The following is an 18,734-nucleotide window of genomic DNA, read 5'->3' as shown; positions in this document are numbered from 1 at the left end:
CTTTAAACCTCGGGGGAGCATGTGCTCCCCTTTTTTTGCCCGGGATTTAAGGTCCCCCCCCCCTGTAGGAGCGAGCTTGCTCGCGAGGTTTGTCAGCTCACCGCCAAAAAAAGGGGGGCAGAAATGACCCGGTCAAAAACCCGCAAAGTTTTAATCCCTTCCAGACACAAAAAAGCCCGGCAGTCCTTGTCGGGCGTTCTGATCAAAATTTATACAGTTGCTGCCCTGCATTCTTCCAGAGACTTGATCTGGCCGCTTTCGGGTTGGTTATCCAGTGCCAGCCATTTTTCGAAGCCGGCGGCTATAACTGGCCATTCCGTACCGATAATGCTGTACCACGTGGTATCACGATTCTTGCCTTTGACCACCATATGCTGGCGAAAAACGCCTTCATATGTGTACCCAAGTCGTACTGCGGTACGTTTTGATCTGGCGTTGTCATTGTTGCACTTCCACTCCAGGCGTCGATTGCCCAGCGCGAAGGCTTCCTTGGCCAGCAGGTAGACCGCTTCGGTACTTTTCGGCGAGCGCTGCATTGGAGCGCCGAAAGTGACGTGGCCGATCTCTATGCGCCCGTGTTCGGCAACTATGCACATCAGGCTGATGGTGCCCTGGGCCTGGCCACTGATCTGGTCGACAACGGTATAGAAGTGCGGATCGCGGCTTGCCGCGTTGTTCTGCAGCCAGGCATCAAATGCCGGGCGTTCATTGAAAGGTCCGTACGGCAAGTAATCCCATAGCTTGGGATCACCTTCGGGGCCTTGTAAGGCTAGCCATAATTCATCGCCATGACGCGCCGGGTCGAGCTTTTCCAGACGAATGAAGCGCCCTTCGAGTGTTCGTGTATCCGGCGTTCTGGCTGGCTGCCAATGTTGTAGATCTTCAGGCATTGCGCGTTCCTTTTTATGACAAGGCTTTGCGAAATAGAATAAAGCCGGGACGCTCGGCCATTCGCTCATAAAGCCGAATGGCGGTCGCGTTGGTCTCTTGGGTCAACCAGTACACTTTGGCGCACTGATTGTCTTTGGCCGCAGCGTAAACATGCTCGATCAACCGGCGCCCGGCACCGGTGCCGCGTACCTGGGGGCTGACAAACAGGTCTTGAAGGTAGCAGGAGTTACCAATGCTCCAGTTGGAGCGGTGATAAATAAACTGCACCATGCCCACCGCCTCGTCGTCCTTCCAGGCCAGCGCCAGATGGGTCGGCTCGGCCGGGTCGAGAAAGCGCTCCCAGGTTGACTGGCTGACCTCGGCGGGCAGTTCGGTTTTATAAAAGCTCAAATACGCCTGCCAGAGCGGCAGCCATTGATCGTGATCGGCGGCGGTGGCGGGTTTGATCTGCAGTGGCTGAGCCATGTTGCTATTCCTTAGCGATTAATTGAGCGAGGGCGTGGTCTTGCGGGTTGTTGGTGGCCAGCAGTCCATTACGCACGCCGAGCTGGTCGGCGGTGCTGCGGTTCTGGCTGAGTTTGCGTTTACCGTTAAGGCGTGAGATTGGCAGGCTGAAACCCACAATCGCCTTGAGCATGCTGTCGATGTAACCCCGGGGAGCGTCGCTGACGGCCCACGGCTCGGGTCGGCTGGCTTCGTGCTTGCTGCTCAGGCGACTGACCAGCGTCAGCAGGCGCTCGGCATCATCGAATACCTCGGCCTGGCCGTAGGCGTGAACGGCAAGGTAGTTCCAGGTGGGTACGGATTTACCGTCCTCAGCTTTGCTGGGGTAGAAGGACGGGCTGATATAAGCCTGCTCTCCGGCAAAAATAACCAGCGCCTCGGCACCTTCTGCCAATGCCTGCCAATGGGGGTTGGCGCGGGCAAGGTGGCCATACAGCGTGCCGTTGGGGCCTTCATCCGGGTTTAGCAACAGCGGTACATGGCTGGCGAGCAGGCCCTGGCTGCCATGGGTGACCAGCACCGGCAACGGCGTGGCCTGCATCTGTTGATGCAGTGTGCGGATATCACTTTCTGCGAAGGCGCGGGGCACGTACATAGAGATTTTCCTTGGCGAATGACTGCATCCTAGGCAGGCTAATGGCTCGTTGTAAGAGCCATTAATGGTCAATTTCGTAGGTCCAATTCATGTCGGATTCAGCGCTGTCCATCGCCTTCAACCCTGCCGGTATCGAGCTTGATCCAAAAAAAGGCCTGAGCCGTCAGCTCTATGAGGCATTGCGCCAGCGAGTACTGGATGGCCGCCTGGGCAGTGGCTCGCGGTTGCCAGCGAGTCGCGATCTGGCAGCGGCCCTTGGTATTTCGCGAAACAGCGTGGTACGGGCTTACGACCAGCTGTATGCCGAGGGCTTTATCGAGGGGCGGATCGGTGATGGCACTTATGTTGCGCAACTGCCGGAAAAAGCACTCCCGCGAAAAAAGTTGTCCACCAACTTGTCCACAGGGTTTTCAACAGGCTTATCCCCAGGGTTATCCACAAAACAGGGTGATTTACCTGTGGTTACGTCCAGTAAAGTTATCCACAGCACCGCTTTGGAGAGGGTTGGCCAACACTCCCTTGACCTTCCTCCGGGGGGTGTTCCACGGGCATTTCGGGTGGGGGTGCCAGCTTTTGACTTATTCCCTTTCGAGGTCTGGAGCAAGCTACAGGCGGCTTTTTGGCGTAAGCCGGACTTGCAGCAACTGTGTTATGGCGATCCGGCAGGGGATGAGCGCCTGCGCGAGTTGATAGCGGCCTATTTGCGCACCTCCCGCGGTTTATCGTGCTCATCTGAGCAAATTTTGATCACCAGTGGCGCGCAGCAGGGAATTAGCCTTTGTGCACAGCTGCTGGTCGAGCCTGGCGACGGTGTGGCCGTCGAGAATCCCGGCTACCGCGCAGCGGCACATGCCTTTGCGATTGCGGGGGCGAAAATGCAGGGCATCGCGGTCGATCAGGAGGGTATGGATTGCTCGGCACTGGCGCACATGAGCAACTGTCGGCTGGCCTACGTGACGCCGTCCCATCAGTACCCGACAGGCGTGACCATGAGCCTGGCCCGGCGCCTTGAGCTGCTGGACTGGGCCGAGCGTAATCAGGGCTGGATCATCGAAGACGATTACGACGGCGAGTACCGTTATTGCGGGGCCCCGCTGGCGCCGTTGGCGGCACTGGACCGTCAGGGGCGGGTGATCTATGTCGGCACCTTCGGCAAGGTGGTGTTCCCGGCCTTGCGTCTGGGGTATCTGGTCTTGCCCAAGGGTTTGATTGAGCCATTTGCCCGGCGCCGCTCCCTGGACATGCGGCATTCGGAAGTCAGTACTCAGGCCGTGATGGCGGAGTTCATGGCTGCCGGGCACTTTCAGCGACATATCCGGCGCATGCGTCGTGCCGCCTTGAGTCGGCGTAATGCATTGCTGACTGGCTGGCCTCAGGGAATCGCAGGGGTGGGGCCGATGCCGGGTATTGCCGCGGGCTTGCATATGGCCGTGCCCGTCATAAATCTTGAGCGCGAGCAGGAACTGCTGGCTCAAGCCAAAGAGGCCGAGGTGGAAATCAACGGCTTGAGTAGTTACTGGTTGCAAGGCTCGAGTGAGCCTGTGGATAAACGCGCGGGGCTGGTGCTGGGTTTTGCCGCGGTACCCGAGGCCGATATCAAGGCAGCGCTGGCCCGCCTGGGCAAGATCTGGATGTAGGAGCGAGCTTGCTCGCGAGCAAGCTCGCTCCTACAGGTCCGGGGGCTCATCGGGCGCTTTCGAAACCCTCAAGCACATTGACTGCATTAATCCCGATTTCTTCTACCGCGTAGCCGCCCTCCATCACGAACAGCGTCGGTTTGCCCAGGCGTGCAATGCGTTCGCCCATGCGCAGATAGTCGGGGCTTTCGAGCTTGAACTGGGAAATGGGGTCGTTCTTGAACGTGTCCACACCCAAGGAAACCACCAGCACATCGGCGTCGTAACCTTCGATTTCGGTGCAGGCCAGTTCCAGTGCCGCGCTCCAGCGATCCCATGCCGAACCGGCCGCCAGCGGGTAGTTGAAGTTGAAGCCTTTTCCTGCACCTTCGCCCAGCTCGTCTGCATACCCCAGAAAGAACGGAAACTCGGCTTCGGGATGACCGTGGATTGAAGTGAACAACACGTCGCTGCGCTCATAGAAAATCGACTGCGTGCCGTTGCCGTGGTGATAGTCCACGTCGAGGATCGCCACCTTTTTACGACCCTGGTCAAGGAAGGCCTGAGCGGCAATCGCAGCATTGTTGAGGTAGCAATAACCGCCCATTAAGTCGCTGGCGGCATGGTGTCCCGGTGGTCGGCACAGGGCGAATGCGCCGTGAGCACCGTTCTGGATGGCGGCTTGTGCGGTGAGTGCAACCTGGGCGGCGCTATAGGCTGCGCGCCAGGTACCCGCAGTAATCGGGGCGCCGCCGTCGAAACTGTAATAGCCGAGCTGGCCATGCAGGCTGACAGGCACCACGGCACGCAGGGTGCGGGCAGGCCAGGTGTAGGGCATCAAATCGCCGTCACGGCCATGCTCGGCCCAACGCGCCCAGGCACCCTCGAAAAAATCCAGATACGCCGCACTGTGCACACGCAGGATCGGCTCGCGTCCGAAGTCATGCGGGGCTTGCACCGGCCCCAGCTCGCGGGCTTGAACACGCTGCAGAATATGGTCGGCGCGGGAGGGCATTTCAAAGCAGGGCATCAATTGCCCGTCTATCAATTCACAGCGGCCATGATGCAGATGATGATCGTCTGAGTAGATGGTCAGCATTGTTCTTGTTCTCCGTAGGCTCGGGCGGTGTTCTACAGTTTTGCGGCACCGCAAGTTTCAGAGAACGGCAGGAACGGCCAAAAGAGGATAGATATGGCCCAAATCACTGACCGCAATTGCCCCCTGACCCCACACAACCTGTAGGAGAGAGCTTGCTCGCGAGCTCTTCCATGTTGCGATAAGGAGCTCGCGAGCAAGCTCGCTTCTACGGTTTTTTTACGCGCGAAACTGGCTGGGGGCGACCCCGCTCCAGCGTACAAATGCGTGGCGAAAACTCGCGGTTTCGCTAAAGCCCAGGGTTTCGGCAATCTGATAAATCGGCCATTCGGTTTCGTGGAGTAACAGCTTGGCGCGCTCAAAACGCAGTTCGTCGAGCAGCCCCTGATAGCTGCATCCAGCGTCATGCAAGTGCCGGCGTAACGTGCGTGGCGAGCAGTTCACTTGCTCTGCCAGGCCTTCGAGGCCCGGTGCTGCATGCAGCTGGGTGGCGAGCAACTGGCGGATGCGTGTCAGCCAGGACTGGCGCCCGGTGAACTCCAGGTTTTGTTTACGGCAGCGCTCAGCCATTGCTTGGTGAGTGATGGCATCGGCCAGCGGCAGAGGGTGGTCAAGCCAGTGTCTGGCAAAGGCAAAGCCGTTGTCCTGAGCCTCGAATGTGCGCGTGCAGTCGAAGGTGCTGGCGTAGCTGGCGTGATAGTCCGGCTTGCTGTGGGCGAAGCGGGCGGCCAGTAGCGGTAAGGGCTGACCCAGCAGGTCCTGGCAAATAACGGTCAATGACACCAGGCAAAGTTGTGCATTGAAGACGGCCAGCTGCGGATTTTCATGATAGTGGTCAGCGCAGAACCAGACCTGATCGCCCTCGACCTTAAGGCTGAGCTCAAAAAGTGTTCCCAGCAGCGCCGGATAGCGCAGGGCCAGACGTAAAGCGTCACCTAAGGTGGCACTGGTGAGCAGGGCATAGCCCAGCATGCCGTAAGACGACACGTGCATGCGTCGCCCCAGTTCAAGGCCTATTTCACGGCGCAAGGCCACGGCGTTGGCGCACACCTGCATTTCCTGGCTGGCGGTAATACGTGTGTCGGCGCGGCTCAGATCGGCGGCCCGAATGCCGCTGCCTGCCAACAATGCTTCGCACGGCAGGCCTTCGGCCTCGAAGGTACTGAGCACCAGTGATACAGCGTTGAGGGTGGTGAGATGGGAGTGCAGCATGTTCGCTTCCTGCATGAGGGTGCAGGAAGTGAGCAAGTTGTGTGCCGGGGTGTGAAATTGATCCCGATGTAGCTCTGTACCCTGACTCTGTAGGAGCGAGCTTGCCTCGCGATCTTTTGATTTTTTAAAAGATCGCGAGGCAAGCTGAACTGGCCTAATAATTCCGGACACCTCTTAAGGGCGATATGATTTCGCCAACTTGGAGGTTCCATGAACGATAGAAAGGTCTATACCCGCGAGTTCAAGCTGCATGCTGCCAGCATGGTACTCGACGATAACTGTCCGGTGCCGGACGTTTGTGCATCACTGGATATTGGACCCACCGCTTTACGGCGCTGGGTTGATCAGGTTCGCAAGGAGCGCGAGGGTCAACCGGTTAAAGGCACCAAGGCCATCACCGAAGATCAGCGCCAGATCCAGGAACTGAAAGCCAAGATCAAGCGCATGGAGATGGAGGCCGAGATCCTAAAAAAGGCTACCGCTCTCTTGATGTCGGATCCCGATCGTTTTCGATGATCGCAGAGCTAAGAGAGTCATTTCCGACGGCTGTGGTATGTCGTGTTTTTGGTGTGAAGCGCAGCAGCTTTTATGAGTGGATTCAACGGCGAGCCAAGCCGCGGATCAGGCGTGAAGAACTCAAATCGAAAGTGGTTGAGTTGCACAGCCAAAGCCGCGAAGCCATGGGCTCCAGAATGATCAGCAAGGGCCTGAAGTCTCAGAAAATAACTGCTGGAAGAAGCCTTGTCCGAGCGCTGATGAGGGAGGCCAATATTGTCAGCAAACAGCGTCAGCCTCACCCTTTCAGATCCAAAGGGGTGGAAGCATTTGTCGCGCCCAATCGGCTAAAACGCAATTTCAAACCGACTGCAATCGATCAGGTTTGGTGTGGCGACGTGACCAGTCTGATGGTAGGCAAACGCTGGATTCATTTGGCCATCGTGATCGATTTGTATGCTCGCAGGGTCATTGGTTGGGCTTTTTCTCTGGTCAATGACGCCAACCTGGTCAGCAAAGCGCTACGCATGGCGACAGCAGTACGAACGTGTCTGCCTGGGCTGATGTTTCACTCAGACCAGGGATGTCAGTACACCAGCCGCAAGTTTCAAGAGGAACTGGTGCTCCACGGCATTTTGCAAAGCATGAGTCATCGTGGACAGTGCTGGGACAATGCTCCAACAGAGCGTTTTTTCGGCACACTGAAATCAGAGTGGGTACCTCGCAACGGCTACAGCCTAATCGAGGAGGCAAAAACGGACATGGTGCGTTTCTTCATGTACTACAACCGCACCAGGCTCCACAGCTACAACAACTACCTGTCGCCAATAGCTATGGAGCAAAAAGCGGCATAAGCACCGTAAACGGTGTCCGGGATTGCTTGACCAGTTCAAGCTCGCTCCTACAGATGGAAGGGGGGCTGTTTATGCCAGTTCGCCGCACACATCCAGTTCAACCAGCTGGCGTACTTCTGCCAGGGGCAGGTCTGCTCCCAGCAATGCGTGCAGCTTGCCGAACGCGGCTTCTCGAGTCATGCCGCCGCCCGAGAGCACGCCGGCTTCACGCAAGCGGCTGCCTGCTTCGTACACGTCCAGTTCCACACCACCTTCATGGCATTGGGTAATGGCGACCACCACGATGCCGTTTTGCTGTGCCCGTTGCAGGCTGGAGAGGAAGGCCGGGTTGTCGCTGGGGCCGGTACCGCTGCCGAAGCATTCGAGTATCAGGGCCTCAATCCCGCTATTGAGCAGGGCATCCAGTTGCGCCGCGCCAATCCCCGGCACCAGCGGCAGCACGCCGACACTGGCCTCGTGCCGTGGATGGCGGTACAGCAGCTCACCCGGCAAGGTATTGGCCTTGGGTGCGCCGCCATTACGCTTGAGCGCGACAAACGGGTTGCGCCCGAAGCTGCGCACTTTGGCGCAGCGTGTCGGTGCCAGGAGCGCGCCATGGAAGTACAGCTGCACGCCATGGGGCTGACCTCGTCCCAGTGCGCTCAAGGCACCGCTGACGTTTTCCCAGGCATCGCTGTCGGGCACGCCCGCTGGCAACATGGAACCGGTGAACAATACCGGTGCCGGCAACCCCAGCAGTTGAAAGCACATCGCCGCAGCGCTGTAGGCCAGGGTATCGGTGCCATGCAGGACCAATACTGAATCGCAGTCATCCTGTTCGACAGCTTCGATGATCGCGGTGCGCAGGCGCAGCCAGTAGGCGGGCGTCATGTTGGCGCTGTCGATCAGCGGGCTCATTTCGCGAAAGCGCCACTGCGGTACGTGCAGCTGTGGCTGGCTGGCAAGGTGTTCAGCCATGCGCGCTTCAAAGCCCGATGCCGGGGCCAGGCCGTTGGCGCTGGCTTGCATGCCGATGGTGCCGCCGGTGTAGAGCACCATGACGCGCTGGGCTATGTGATGAGTGGCTGCAGTCATTTATGAGTCTCCATAAGCAAAAACGCGGCGGTTCTGATAAGAACCGCCGCGTGAGTGTCAGCGTTTTGTTTCTTCGCTCGTGGCGGCCGGTCGTGGCGGCCAGGCCTTGAGGTCCAGATCCAGATCCGGGAATTTACTGGAATCGAACACCGGTGTCTTGATCCCGGCGCGACGTTGGTCGTCGTAGTCCTTGAGCACGCGCATGCAGATCTTGAACAGCATCGCCAGAGCAACCAGGTTGACGAACGCCAGCATGGTCATGGCGATGTCGGCGAAGGCAAAGACGGTTTGCAGGTTTTCGATCGAACCCCAAAAAATCAGCACCAGTACCAGCACGCGATAACCGATCAGCGCCTTGCGGCTCTCACCGACCAGGAAGCGCAGGTTGTTTTCACCCAGATAGTAGTTGTAGAGCATCGAGGTGAAGACGAACAGCGCCAGTGCCACGCTGATGAACACGCGGCCCCATTCGCCGACAACGGCAGCCAGGGAGTTCTGGGTCAGGGCAATGCCGTCCCCTTCAAAGCCCGGGGTGTAGAAACCGGACAGCAGGATCAGCAGCGCGGTGCAGGTGCAGATCACGAAAGTATCGAGGAATACGCTGAATGCCTGAACCACGCCCTGGGCGATCGGGTGGTCAACATCGGCCACGGCGGCTACGTTCGGAGCGCTGCCCAGACCGGCTTCGTTGGCGAATACGCCACGTTTGACGCCCATCACGATCGCACTGCCGATCAGACCGCCGAACACCGGGTCGAGGCCGAAGGCGCTCTTGACGATGTGGCCGAGCATGGCCGGCACGTGATCGAATTGCAGCACGATCACATAGAGGGTAACGGCAATGTAAGCCAGGGTTTTGACCGGTACCAGCAGGTCGGCTACCGAAGCGATACGTTTGATACCGCCGATAAACACCAGCCCCAGCAGGATGGCGATGGCCAGGCCGGAGTAATTGACTTCAAAGCCGAAGGCATCTTGCAGTGAGTGAGTCACAGCGTGGGCTTGCAGGCCCATGAAGGCAAAACCGAAGGTGATCAGCAGCAGGACGGCCATCAGCTTGCCCATCCAGATTTTGCCCAGGCCGTACTTCATATAGAAGGACGGGCCACCGCGCAGTTGGCCTTGCGCGTCGCGACGCTTGTACAACTGGCCCAGCGAACATTCGATCAGGCTGCTGGACATGCCGACCAGCGCGGTCACCCACATCCAGAACACGGCACCCGGACCACCGAGGGTCACGGCAATGCCGACGCCGGCGATGTTGCCTGCACCCACACGGCCCGCCAGGCTCAGCATCAATGCCTGAAACGAGCTGAGTTCGCCGGCGCTGCTGCGCAGGCTGTCTTTGAAGACCGAAAACATGTGCAGGAAGTAGCGAAACTGAACGAAACGCGAGCGGATCGTGAAGTAACCACCGAGCCCGACCATAAGCACGATTAGCACTTTCCCTGAGAGGAAGTCATTGATGACTTCAAGCATGGATTATTCCTCGCTGTTTTTATCTGTTGGCAACACGGCTGGATCGGGATCGCGTATTACGCCCGGCAAGACAGGGCATAAAACTAGGCGATCAAGGGGACCCTGGCCATGTTGCTGCTTGGTTTACGATGCTGTTTCCGCACTGTCGGTGGCCGCTGTTGCAGGGCCCACGCACGGGAAGAGGGCCGGCACTATACCTAGGAGTCTTGGAAGCGTCTGCATAAGTGATTGATTTTTCATGTACGAGTCGTCTGAAAAGGCCTCATATCCTGTCGTATTTGCCCTCTTTGTTTGTCCTTTGTGGGAGCCGGCTTGCCGGCGATGCAGGTTGCGCAGTTATCAGGTGCAGCGATGTGATGCCATCGCCGGCAAGCCGGCTCCCACAAAATGTGTGCAAAAAAAAGGGCCTGCAGACGTATCTGCAAGCCCTCAAAAGGTGAGAGGTGTCTAGTCCCTCGACCTGGTGAGCGTTGAGCGTGTTACGGCATCAGGCCTTGAGAGGCACCAGACGCGGAGCAATCATGTTTTCCGGGCGCAGGATGTCGTCGAGCATGGCGTCGTCGAGCAAGCCTTCTTCGCGCACCAGTTCCAGCACGCCGCGGCCGCTTTCAAGGGCGATACGGGCGATGCGGGTGGCGTTTTCATAGCCGATGTAAGGGTTCAGCGCAGTCACTAGACCAATCGAGTGTTCGACCAGTTCACGGCAGCGAGCTTCGTTGGCGGTGATGCCGACGATGCAATGCTCGCGCAGCATGTCCATGGCGCGTTGCAGCAGGCGGATCGAGTCGAAGATCTTGAACGCGATCAGCGGCTCCATCACGTTCAGTTGCAGCTGGCCGCCTTCAGCCGCGATGGTCAGTGCCAGGTCGTTACCGATGATCTGGAAGGCCACCTGGTTAACGGCTTCCGGGATTACCGGGTTGACCTTGCCTGGCATGATCGAGCTGCCCGGCTGACGCGCCGGCAGGTTGATTTCGTTGATGCCGGTACGCGGTCCGCTGGACAGCAGGCGCAAGTCGTTGCAGATCTTCGACAGTTTGACCGCGGTACGCTTGAGCATGCCGGAGAACAGGACGAAGGCGCCCATGTCTGAAGTGGCTTCGATCAAGTCGGCAGCAGGCACCAGCGGCTGGCCGCTGATGGTTGCCAGACGGGTCACGGCCAGGTGCTGGTAGCGCGGGTCGGCGTTAATGCCGGTACCAATCGCAGTACCGCCCAGGTTCACTTCGGTCAGCAACTCTGGCGCCAGTGTTTTCAGGCGGGCCAAGTCTTCACCCAGGGTGGTGGCAAACGCGCGGAACTCTTGACCCAGGGTCATGGGTACTGCGTCTTGCAGCTGGGTACGGCCCATCTTCAATACGTGGTTGAACTCAACGCCTTTGGCTGCGAACGCCTGAATCAGGCTGTCGAGGCTGGCCAGCAGTGCATCGTGACCCAACAGCAGGCCCAGACGGATGGCCGTCGGGTAAGCGTCGTTGGTCGACTGTGCCATGTTCACGTCGTTGTTCGGGTGCAGGTACTGGTATTCGCCCTTCTGGTGGCCCATGGCCTCCAGCGCGATGTTGGCGATGACTTCGTTGGCATTCATGTTGGTTGAAGTGCCAGCGCCGCCCTGAATCATGTCCACCACGAACTCGTCGTGGAAATCGCCGCGGACCAGGCGGGCGCAGGCTTCGCTGATGGCAGCGTGCTTGGCGTCGCTCAGATGGCCCAGCTCGCGGTTCGCGTCAGCTGCGGCTTGCTTGACCATGGCCAGGGCCACGACCAGCTTCGGGTAGTGCGAAATCGGAACGCCGGAGAGACGGAAGTTGTTCACCGCTCGCAGGGTCTGGATGCCGTAATACGCTTGAGCGGGTACTTCGAGTACGCCAAGCAGGTCTTTTTCAGTGCGGAAAGATGCAGCGGAGGACATGATAGAAATCATCTCGATAAGGACCCGGTCTGAGCCGGAACGCTGCGAATGCTAGGCTTGCAGACAAAATTGGGCCAATGCCTTTAAACACTATCCTATGCATAAACGGCATAATGACGACGTGACGCGACGGCCGCGTCGAACGTGTGACCCAATTTGGTGCGCGTCCGGGAGGACTCGATGAATCTCGAAAGTAAATGGTTAGAGGACTTTAGTGCCCTGGCCGCCACTCGCAGTTTTTCCCAGGCGGCGGAGCGTCGCTTTGTGACCCAGCCAGCCTTCAGCAGGCGTATTCGCAGCCTTGAAGCGGCACTGGGCCTGACCTTGGTGAATCGTTCCCGCACCCCGGTGGAGTTGACCGCGGCCGGTCAGCTGTTTTTGGTCACGGCGCGCACCGTGGTCGAACAACTCGGCGAAGTCTTGCGTCACTTGCATCACCTGGAAGGCGGGCAGGGCGAGGTCATGCAGGTGGCTGCCGCACACTCCCTGGCGCTGGGGTTTTTCCCGCGCTGGATCGCCCAGTTGCGTAACGAAGGGTTGAACATCGCCACACGCCTTGTTGCGACTAACGTCGGAGACGCTGTGCATGCTTTGCGTGAGGGCGGCTGCGATTTGATGCTGGCTTTTTACGACCCCGATGCGGCTTTGCAGATGGATCCGGAGATTTTCCCGTCCTTGCACCTGGGTAATACCGAAATGCTGCCGGTGTGTGCCGCCGACGCCGACGGCAACCCGCTGTTTGATCTGGAAGGCGAAGCCAGTGTGCCGTTGCTGGCCTACAGCGCCGGAGCATTTCTGGGGCGTTCGGTGAATTTGTTGCTGCGCCAGCGCAGCCTGCGATTTACCACTATTTATGAGACCGCCATGGCCGACAGCCTTAAAAGCATGGCGCTTGAAGGGCTGGGCATAGCCTGGGTGCCGCGGTTAAGCGTTCGGGCGGAGCTTGAGCGTGGTGAATTGGTGATCTGCGGTGGCCCGCAGTGGCACGTGCCGCTGGAGATCCGCCTGTACCGCTGCGCCCTGGTGCGCAAGGCCAACGTGCGCTTGTTGTGGCGCAAGCTGGAAAACCCTACGGCACCCGCGCCAATGCCGATTTAGCCGGTGCCCAAGGAGTTTTATTGTCTGACCTTAAAGTCAATAAAACCGGGCGTCGAAGCAGATTTCAACGTGAAAGACATATGGTCGGGGAATATGCGTTTTCTTTACCTTTTTGGGTATACTGCGCGGCCTTCGGCTGGCTTGACCGGCCTTAATTCCTATAACAAGCCACGTCGGTTTCCCCACGTGGCTTGTTGTTTTTTGACGCGCCTGCGGGCGCCCAAGAGAAGAGGCGCGACGATGAGTGCACTGGTAGGCGTGATCATGGGCTCCAAGTCCGATTGGTCCACCCTCAGCCACACCGCCGATATGCTGGAAAAACTCGGCATTCCTTACGAAGTTAAAGTGGTCTCTGCCCACCGCACTCCGGACTTGCTGTTCCAGTATGCCGAAGAGGCCGAAGGCCGCGGGATCGAGGTCATCATCGCGGGTGCCGGTGGCGCAGCTCACCTGCCTGGCATGTGTGCGGCCAAAACCCACTTGCCGGTACTCGGTGTGCCGGTGCAGTCGGCGATGCTGTCGGGCGTTGATTCGCTGCTGTCGATCGTGCAAATGCCTGCAGGCATTCCGGTTGCCACTCTGGCCATCGGCAAGGCGGGCGCGATCAACGCGGCGCTATTGTCGGCAAGCATCCTGGGCGCCAAGCACCCGCAGTTCCATACCGTATTGAAAGCATTCCGTGCTGAGCAGACAGACAGCGTTCTGGACAATCCAGACCCGCGCGAAGCCTGAGGTTTTTGACGATGAAAATCGGTGTAATCGGTGGCGGCCAACTGGGCCGCATGCTGGCTCTGGCGGGCACTCCGCTGGGCATGAACTTCGCTTTCCTCGACCCGGCCCCTGATGCCTGTGCAGCTGCACTGGGTGAACACCTGCGTGCGGACTACAGCGACCCGGACCATTTGCGCCAACTGGCCGATGAAGTCGACCTGGTGACGTTTGAATTCGAAAGCGTTCCGGCTGAGACCGTGGCATTCCTGTCGCAATTCGTACCGGTGTATCCGAGTGCCGAAGCGCTGCGCATCGCCCGTGATCGCTGGTTCGAAAAGAGCATGTTCAAGGATCTGGGGATTCCGACTCCGGACTTTGCCGACATCCAGTCCCAGGCGGATCTGGACGCCGCGGTGGCCAGTATCGGTCTGCCGGCAGTGCTCAAGACCCGCACCTTGGGTTATGACGGCAAGGGCCAGAAAGTGCTGCGCACTGCGGCCGATGTCGAGGGTACGTTTGCCGAACTGGGCAGTGTCGCCTGCCTGCTGGAAGGCTTTGTACCCTTCACTGGCGAAGTGTCGCTGATTGCTGTACGCGGTCGTGATGGCGAGACCCGGTTCTATCCGCTGGTTCACAACACTCACGACAGCGGCATTCTCAAGCTGTCCGTCGCCAGCACCGATCACCCGTTGCAAGCGCTGGCTGAAGACTACTCCAGCCGCGTGCTCAAGCAACTCGATTACGTCGGCGTGATGGCGTTCGAGTTCTTTGAAGTCGACGGTGGCCTCAAGGCCAACGAAATTGCCCCGCGTGTACACAACTCCGGGCACTGGACCACTGAAGGCGCCGAGTGCAGCCAGTTCGAAAACCATTTGCGGGCCATTGCCGGTTTGCCGTTGGGTTCGACGGCCAAAGTCGGTGAGAGCGCAATGCTCAACTTTATTGGCAGCGTGCCGCCGGTTGAGAAGGTTATCGCGATTGCCGACTGCCATTTGCATCACTACGGCAAGGCCTTCAAGGTCGGCCGCAAGGTGGGTCACGCCAATCTGCGCTGTGCAGACATGGCCACGCTCAAAGCGCAAATTCAGCGCGTTGAAGCGTTGATCGATCAGGCGTAAATCGTTGATTGGCGGGAACCATTCGGTGCCCGCCACTCTCTGATGGCGTGATCCCAAAGTGCTGACTAGGCTTGGGTCTACGCCATCTACAGAGAGGAAGCGTCCATGGGCATCATCGGAACCATTTTTATCGGCTTGATCGTTGGCCTGCTGGCCCGTTTCCTGAAACCGGGTGACGACAGCATGGGCTGGATCATGACCATCCTGTTGGGTATCGGCGGTTCGCTGGCAGCAACTTACGGCGGCCAGGCACTGGGTATCTATAAGGCAGGTGAGGGTGCCGGCTTTATTGGTGCGGTGGTCGGTGCGGTTATCCTGCTGGTGATTTACGGCATGGTGTCGAAAAAGAGCTGACAAGACGCTTGGGTTCTCTCTGCGCCAGACGCAGAGAGGGCTAGAATACCCGGCGTTTTAATCCCTCTTTTATTGAGCCTTTCATGCGCCGTTTTCTACTGACTTTTCTTTTGCTGGGCTGTGGCCTGGTACATGCGGCAGAACTGCCCGAAACCGACTGGCTCGACCTGATGCCAAAGTCGGATCAAAAAGCCCTCGAACAAATGCCCGAAATCGACCATGACTCGCCCGAGGCCAATGGTACGTTTACCGCCAAGGGTGGTTTGAAGCAGAGCAAAGGCCTGCCGGCGGTGATGTATTCCAGCAAAACAGTGCATGCCATGAACGGTAAAAACATCCGTCTGGGCGGTTATCCCGTGCCATTGGAAACCGATGCCAAGGGGCGCAGCACCCTGTTTTTCCTGGTGCCATACCCGGGCGCCTGCATCCATGTACCGCCACCGCCGCCCAATCAGCTGGTGCTGGTGCGTTACCCCAAAGGCTTGAAGCTGGACGACATCTACACGCCGTTATGGGTGATGGGTACGCTGAAGGTTGAGACGGTCAGTAATGACCTGGCGGATGCAGCCTATGCGCTGGACGCGAGCAAGGTGCGGGTAGTGGTTGAAGCGGATTTGTAAGGGGTTCGCAACTTAACTGTAGGAGCGAGCTTGCTCGCGAGCTGTTTAAAAGCTCGCTCCTACAGGTTCAGGGTTTCAGGCGTTTGCTCGCAATGCTCACACCCAGCGTATGACTCGCTCCCGGCTCCAGGGTAATGACGTCATCCATCACGTTGGCGGTTTCGATGCAGAGCATGCGCTGCCAGCCATCATCAGCCATGTCGTCAAACTGTCTGGCCCGCTCGATCCACGGGTTCCAGATTACTGCCGTGCGTGAACCGCGGCTGGTGAGATGGAGGCTGCGGTGCCAATCGGGATCGACAATGCTCAGCTGTTGCGGGGCGTCGAGGTAGATGCGGTCGGTTTCGCCGCTGAAGGTCAAATCGCCGTTCTGGCGGATCCGTTTCCAGTCTTGCAGCGTGTCGATATAGGTCAGTGCATCCAGCCCTTCAACATGCACCTTGCGCACGTCGCTGACGGCAAAGTAACTGTGCAGCGCCTGGCTGATGCTCACCGGAATGTCACTGCGGTTATGGCTGGTGAGGCTGATGTGCAGTTGCGTGTCCAGGCGAATGCTCAGGGTTAGTGCTACATCATGCGGCCAGCCAGGCAGGCCGCCTTCGATATGGGGCAGGCCAAGCTCAATATGCAAGGCTTCGCCGGCATCATCGATCTCCAGCACTTCCCACTCTCGGGTACGTACCAGGCCATGGGCCGTTGCCGGCTCGTCAGACTGACGCATGGCCTTCACGCTTTGCGGGTTGCGTTCAAAGTTGCCAAACCACGGCCAGCACACGGGGACACCGGTGCGGATGCCTTTGCCTGCTTTGTACTGTGCTTTTTCGTTGAGCCAGATGATCGGAGGCTCATCGCCAATCTGATAACTGAGTACCTGCGCGCCCTGTTTGGCGATCAACAGTTGGGCCTGACCATGCTGGAAGTGCCAGCACTCCAGTTCATCCAGGGTGACTGACTCTATGTGGTGCATGGCAGGCTCTCTATTTCAGTGGCTAGGGCAGCAGTAGACAGGCAAAGCGCGGCGAGGTTTAACGGCGCGGCGGAACGGAGCGCGTGCGGCCGCTGCCATCAATGGCAACGAACACAAATACAGCCTCGGTCACTTTGCGCCATTCGCTGGACAGCGGGTCATCGCTCCACACCTCAACCATCATCTGGATCGAGCTACGGCCGATTTCCAGTGCCTGGGTGTAAAACGACAATTGGGCTCCGACGGCCACCGGCACCAGAAACGCCATGCGATCAATCGCAACCGTGGCCACGCGGCCACCGGCGACCTTGCTGGCCATTGCGGTGCCTGCCAGGTCCATTTGTGAAACCAGCCAACCGCCGAAAATATCGCCGAAACCATTGGTTTCACGTGGCAAGGCAGTGATTTGCAAGGCCAGGTCGCCTTGCGGGATTGGATCTTCCTGTTCGAGCTCTAGCATGCCGGAGGGCCTCTGACCCGTGATTCTTCATGTGTACTGCGGGTGAATAAGCGTCTTTAGAAAAACGATTCAGCCCGAACATACTACGTTCGTCACGTTCTTCATAAGCCGCGCCAAGGGAAACTCTGCGAAATCGGCTAGTGAATGCCCAGCGGACGTTTTCGCACAGCAACCTCAGAAGTCTCAAAATGTTTCTTGCGGCCAGCGAGTATATCGATCACGGGCTTGGCCGACGACCTCCGGTTTCTGCTTTTTAACCACGGCGTGCGTCTAGCTCTGTGCTTTTGTAAACAATTTGTTATCTTTCAAAACCTGCCCAGCCCCTGCCGGCTTCGTTGCAGCATTTTGCCGAGCCTAATAAGAGAAGCAATACCCCATGATCACAGAGCCTTCCAGTGCTGCACCGCCATCGCGGCCGTTAACCCGTAATGACTACAAAACCTTGTCGCTGTCTGCCTTGGGCGGTGCGCTGGAGTTTTACGATTTCATTATTTTTGTATTTTTTGCCACGGTGGTCGGCAAGCTGTTTTTCCCGGCGGACATGCCGGAGTGGCTACGTCTGATGCAAACCTTCGGCATCTTTGCTGCCGGTTATCTGGCACGGCCGCTGGGTGGCATTGTCATGGCGCACTTCGGCGACCTGCTGGGGCGCAAGAAGATGTTCACCCTGAGCATCTTCATGATGGCGGTGCCGACCCTGATCATGGGCTTGCTGCCCACGTATGCGCAGATCGGCATGTGGGCGCCGATCCTGTTGCTGCTGATGCGCGTGATTCAGGGCGCGGCGATTGGTGGTGAGGTGCCGGGCGCCTGGGTGTTTGTGGCCGAGCACGTGCCGCCACGCCATGTGGGCTACGCCTGTGGCACCCTGACCTGTGGCCTGACGGCGGGTATTTTGCTCGGTTCGCTGATGGCCACTGCGATCAACACGATCTACACCCCGGCTGAGGTAGCCGACTACGCGTGGCGGATTCCTTTCCTCATGGGGGGCGTGTTCGGACTGTTCTCGGTGTATCTGCGGCGCTGGTTGCACGAAACCCCGGTGTTCGCCGAGTTGCAACTGCGCAAGGCATTGGCTGCAGAGGTGCCGCTCAAGACCGTGTTGCGTGATCATCGCAGCGCGATTGTGGTTTCGATGCTGCTGACCTGGTTGCTGTCTGCCGGGATCATCGTGGTCATTTTGATGACGCCTACCGTTCTGCAAACCGTGTACGGCTTCTCTGCAACGACTTCGTTGCAAGCCAACAGCCTGGCCATCGTGTTTTTGAGCCTGGGCTGCATTGCTTCGGGCGCACTGGCCGACCGCTTTGGGGCGGGCAGAGTATTCGTACTGGGATGCGCCGGATTGCTGATCACCTCGTGGACCTTCTACCACAGCCTGTTGCAGCACCCGGACTGGTTGTTCCCTCTGTACGCCTTGAGCGGTTTGTTTGTAGGCACCATCGGCGCTGTGCCCTATGTGATGGTCAAAGCCTTTCCGGCGGTGGTGCGTTTCAGCGGCCTGTCGTTTTCTTACAACCTGGCTTACGCCATCTTCGGTGGCCTGACCCCGATGGCGGTGACCCTGCTGCTTAAAGAAAGCCCGATGGGCCCGGCGTACTACGTGGCAATCATCTGCACCATGGGCCTGCTGGTCGGCGCCTACCTGTGGAAGAAAGGCCGCTGATCGAGTTGGCCT

General features: G+C 58.5%; 19 protein-coding genes. 9 read left to right on the top strand and 10 right to left on the bottom strand.

Features of this window, described 5'->3' with window-relative positions:
* Positions 1-209: 209 nt before the first annotated feature.
* From AOC04_RS20005 to AOC04_RS19995, 3 genes are read right to left on the bottom strand one after another with little or no spacing between them, the layout of a single operon-like run.
* The gene (locus AOC04_RS20005) at positions 210-890 is read right to left on the bottom strand and encodes a GNAT family N-acetyltransferase (protein WP_060696310.1); all 681 of its coding nucleotides are present in this window, start codon (positions 888-890) and stop codon (positions 210-212) included.
* 13 nt (positions 891-903) lie between these two features.
* Positions 904-1,356, bottom strand: a complete 453-nt coding sequence (locus tag AOC04_RS20000; RefSeq protein ID WP_060696309.1) for a GNAT family N-acetyltransferase — start codon at positions 1,354-1,356, stop codon at positions 904-906.
* A gap of 4 nt (positions 1,357-1,360) precedes the next feature.
* Positions 1,361-1,990, bottom strand: a complete 630-nt coding sequence (locus AOC04_RS19995; protein ID WP_060696308.1) for an FMN-binding negative transcriptional regulator — start codon at positions 1,988-1,990, stop codon at positions 1,361-1,363.
* 89 nt (positions 1,991-2,079) lie between these two features.
* On the opposite strand from AOC04_RS19995, the gene pdxR reads away from it, so the two are divergent.
* Positions 2,080-3,627, top strand: coding sequence for a MocR-like pyridoxine biosynthesis transcription factor PdxR (gene pdxR / locus AOC04_RS19990; RefSeq protein ID WP_060696307.1), 1,548 nt, complete (start codon positions 2,080-2,082; stop codon positions 3,625-3,627).
* A gap of 46 nt (positions 3,628-3,673) precedes the next feature.
* On the opposite strand, the gene AOC04_RS19985 is transcribed toward pdxR, so the two are convergent.
* Both AOC04_RS19985 and AOC04_RS19980 read right to left on the bottom strand, forming a co-directional pair.
* Positions 3,674-4,705: a histone deacetylase family protein gene (locus AOC04_RS19985; protein ID WP_060696306.1), complete on the bottom strand. Its 1,032-nt coding sequence runs from the start codon at positions 4,703-4,705 to the stop codon at positions 3,674-3,676.
* Between the two features lie 216 nt (positions 4,706-4,921).
* A complete protein-coding gene (locus tag AOC04_RS19980; RefSeq protein ID WP_060696305.1) occupies positions 4,922-5,914 on the bottom strand; it encodes an AraC family transcriptional regulator in 993 nt (330 codons plus the stop codon).
* A 210-nt stretch (positions 5,915-6,124) separates the two neighbouring features.
* Here AOC04_RS19980 and AOC04_RS24285 point away from each other — a divergent pair, with 210 nt between their 5' ends.
* Both AOC04_RS24285 and AOC04_RS19970 read left to right on the top strand, forming a co-directional pair.
* A complete protein-coding gene (locus tag AOC04_RS24285) occupies positions 6,125-6,430 on the top strand; it encodes an IS3 family transposase (protein ID WP_060691151.1) in 306 nt (101 codons plus the stop codon).
* Positions 6,427-7,263 carry an IS3 family transposase gene (locus AOC04_RS19970; RefSeq protein WP_060691150.1) on the top strand — a complete coding sequence of 279 codons (837 nt, stop codon included), beginning with the start codon at positions 6,427-6,429 and terminating at the stop codon, positions 7,261-7,263. Before AOC04_RS24285 ends, AOC04_RS19970 begins: the two co-directional genes overlap by 4 nt.
* Before the next feature lie 69 nt (positions 7,264-7,332).
* On the opposite strand, the gene AOC04_RS19965 is transcribed toward AOC04_RS19970, so the two are convergent.
* The 3 genes from AOC04_RS19965 to aspA form a co-directional block, all read right to left on the bottom strand.
* Positions 7,333-8,337, bottom strand: coding sequence for an asparaginase (locus AOC04_RS19965; protein WP_060696304.1), 1,005 nt, complete (start codon positions 8,335-8,337; stop codon positions 7,333-7,335).
* A 57-nt stretch (positions 8,338-8,394) separates the two neighbouring features.
* Positions 8,395-9,816 carry an alanine/glycine:cation symporter family protein gene (locus AOC04_RS19960; RefSeq protein ID WP_060696303.1) on the bottom strand — a complete coding sequence of 474 codons (1,422 nt, stop codon included), beginning with the start codon at positions 9,814-9,816 and terminating at the stop codon, positions 8,395-8,397.
* Positions 9,817-10,303: 487 nt separating this feature from the next.
* Positions 10,304-11,728 carry an aspartate ammonia-lyase gene (gene aspA / locus AOC04_RS19955; RefSeq protein ID WP_003438118.1) on the bottom strand — a complete coding sequence of 475 codons (1,425 nt, stop codon included), beginning with the start codon at positions 11,726-11,728 and terminating at the stop codon, positions 10,304-10,306.
* A gap of 180 nt (positions 11,729-11,908) precedes the next feature.
* On the opposite strand from aspA, the gene AOC04_RS19950 reads away from it, so the two are divergent.
* The 5 genes from AOC04_RS19950 to AOC04_RS19930 all read left to right on the top strand — a co-directional run bounded on the left by AOC04_RS19950 (position 11,909) and on the right by AOC04_RS19930 (position 15,629).
* On the top strand, positions 11,909-12,826 hold the full coding sequence (locus AOC04_RS19950) for a LysR substrate-binding domain-containing protein (protein ID WP_060696302.1): 918 nt from the start codon (positions 11,909-11,911) through the stop codon (positions 12,824-12,826).
* 240 nt (positions 12,827-13,066) lie between these two features.
* A complete protein-coding gene (gene purE, locus AOC04_RS19945) occupies positions 13,067-13,558 on the top strand; it encodes a 5-(carboxyamino)imidazole ribonucleotide mutase (RefSeq protein WP_003438120.1) in 492 nt (163 codons plus the stop codon).
* An 11-nt stretch (positions 13,559-13,569) separates the two neighbouring features.
* Positions 13,570-14,655 carry a 5-(carboxyamino)imidazole ribonucleotide synthase gene (locus AOC04_RS19940; RefSeq protein ID WP_060696301.1) on the top strand — a complete coding sequence of 362 codons (1,086 nt, stop codon included), beginning with the start codon at positions 13,570-13,572 and terminating at the stop codon, positions 14,653-14,655.
* 105 nt (positions 14,656-14,760) lie between these two features.
* Positions 14,761-15,009, top strand: coding sequence for a GlsB/YeaQ/YmgE family stress response membrane protein (locus AOC04_RS19935; RefSeq protein ID WP_060696300.1), 249 nt, complete (start codon positions 14,761-14,763; stop codon positions 15,007-15,009).
* A gap of 83 nt (positions 15,010-15,092) precedes the next feature.
* Positions 15,093-15,629, top strand: a complete 537-nt coding sequence (locus AOC04_RS19930) for a DUF3299 domain-containing protein (RefSeq protein ID WP_060696299.1) — start codon at positions 15,093-15,095, stop codon at positions 15,627-15,629.
* 67 nt (positions 15,630-15,696) lie between these two features.
* On the opposite strand, the gene AOC04_RS19925 is transcribed toward AOC04_RS19930, so the two are convergent.
* Positions 15,697-16,596, bottom strand: a complete 900-nt coding sequence (locus AOC04_RS19925; protein WP_060696298.1) for a D-hexose-6-phosphate mutarotase — start codon at positions 16,594-16,596, stop codon at positions 15,697-15,699.
* A 58-nt stretch (positions 16,597-16,654) separates the two neighbouring features.
* Entirely contained in the window at positions 16,655-17,056 is a 402-nt protein-coding gene (locus AOC04_RS19920; RefSeq protein WP_003438129.1) for an acyl-CoA thioesterase, read from the bottom strand.
* 376 nt (positions 17,057-17,432) lie between these two features.
* On the opposite strand from AOC04_RS19920, the gene AOC04_RS19915 reads away from it, so the two are divergent.
* A complete protein-coding gene (locus AOC04_RS19915) occupies positions 17,433-18,722 on the top strand; it encodes an MFS transporter (protein ID WP_060696297.1) in 1,290 nt (429 codons plus the stop codon).
* Positions 18,723-18,734 lie beyond the last annotated feature (12 nt).

Source organism: Pseudomonas versuta (genome assembly GCF_001294575.1).
GTDB classification, from domain to species: domain Bacteria; phylum Pseudomonadota; class Gammaproteobacteria; order Pseudomonadales; family Pseudomonadaceae; genus Aquipseudomonas; species Aquipseudomonas versuta.
Note: the sequence above shows the minus strand (reverse complement) of the source record. Positions and strands in the feature narration are given on the sequence as shown.

Excerpts from the sequence above, each read along its gene's own strand:
- AOC04_RS19965 (WP_060696304.1), bottom strand. The coding sequence starts at position 8,337 with ATGACTGCAGCCACTCATCACATAGCCCAGCGCGTCATGGTGCTCTAC.
- AOC04_RS19915 (WP_060696297.1), top strand. The coding sequence starts at position 17,433 with ATGATCACAGAGCCTTCCAGTGCTGCACCGCCATCGCGGCCGTTAACC.
- AOC04_RS19995 (WP_060696308.1), bottom strand. The coding sequence starts at position 1,990 with ATGTACGTGCCCCGCGCCTTCGCAGAAAGTGATATCCGCACACTGCAT.
- AOC04_RS19960 (WP_060696303.1), bottom strand. The coding sequence starts at position 9,816 with ATGCTTGAAGTCATCAATGACTTCCTCTCAGGGAAAGTGCTAATCGTG.
- AOC04_RS19980 (WP_060696305.1), bottom strand. The coding sequence starts at position 5,914 with ATGCTGCACTCCCATCTCACCACCCTCAACGCTGTATCACTGGTGCTC.
- AOC04_RS19930 (WP_060696299.1), top strand. The coding sequence starts at position 15,093 with ATGCGCCGTTTTCTACTGACTTTTCTTTTGCTGGGCTGTGGCCTGGTA.
- pdxR (WP_060696307.1), top strand. The coding sequence starts at position 2,080 with ATGTCGGATTCAGCGCTGTCCATCGCCTTCAACCCTGCCGGTATCGAG.
- AOC04_RS20005 (WP_060696310.1), bottom strand. The coding sequence starts at position 890 with ATGCCTGAAGATCTACAACATTGGCAGCCAGCCAGAACGCCGGATACA.
- AOC04_RS19920 (WP_003438129.1), bottom strand. The coding sequence starts at position 17,056 with ATGCTAGAGCTCGAACAGGAAGATCCAATCCCGCAAGGCGACCTGGCC.
- AOC04_RS19985 (WP_060696306.1), bottom strand. The coding sequence starts at position 4,705 with ATGCTGACCATCTACTCAGACGATCATCATCTGCATCATGGCCGCTGT.
- aspA (WP_003438118.1), bottom strand. The coding sequence starts at position 11,728 with ATGTCCTCCGCTGCATCTTTCCGCACTGAAAAAGACCTGCTTGGCGTA.
- AOC04_RS19970 (WP_060691150.1), top strand. The coding sequence starts at position 6,427 with ATGATCGCAGAGCTAAGAGAGTCATTTCCGACGGCTGTGGTATGTCGT.
- AOC04_RS19940 (WP_060696301.1), top strand. The coding sequence starts at position 13,570 with ATGAAAATCGGTGTAATCGGTGGCGGCCAACTGGGCCGCATGCTGGCT.
- AOC04_RS19925 (WP_060696298.1), bottom strand. The coding sequence starts at position 16,596 with ATGCACCACATAGAGTCAGTCACCCTGGATGAACTGGAGTGCTGGCAC.
- AOC04_RS20000 (WP_060696309.1), bottom strand. The coding sequence starts at position 1,356 with ATGGCTCAGCCACTGCAGATCAAACCCGCCACCGCCGCCGATCACGAT.
- AOC04_RS19950 (WP_060696302.1), top strand. The coding sequence starts at position 11,909 with ATGAATCTCGAAAGTAAATGGTTAGAGGACTTTAGTGCCCTGGCCGCC.
- purE (WP_003438120.1), top strand. The coding sequence starts at position 13,067 with ATGAGTGCACTGGTAGGCGTGATCATGGGCTCCAAGTCCGATTGGTCC.
- AOC04_RS19935 (WP_060696300.1), top strand. The coding sequence starts at position 14,761 with ATGGGCATCATCGGAACCATTTTTATCGGCTTGATCGTTGGCCTGCTG.
- AOC04_RS24285 (WP_060691151.1), top strand. The coding sequence starts at position 6,125 with ATGAACGATAGAAAGGTCTATACCCGCGAGTTCAAGCTGCATGCTGCC.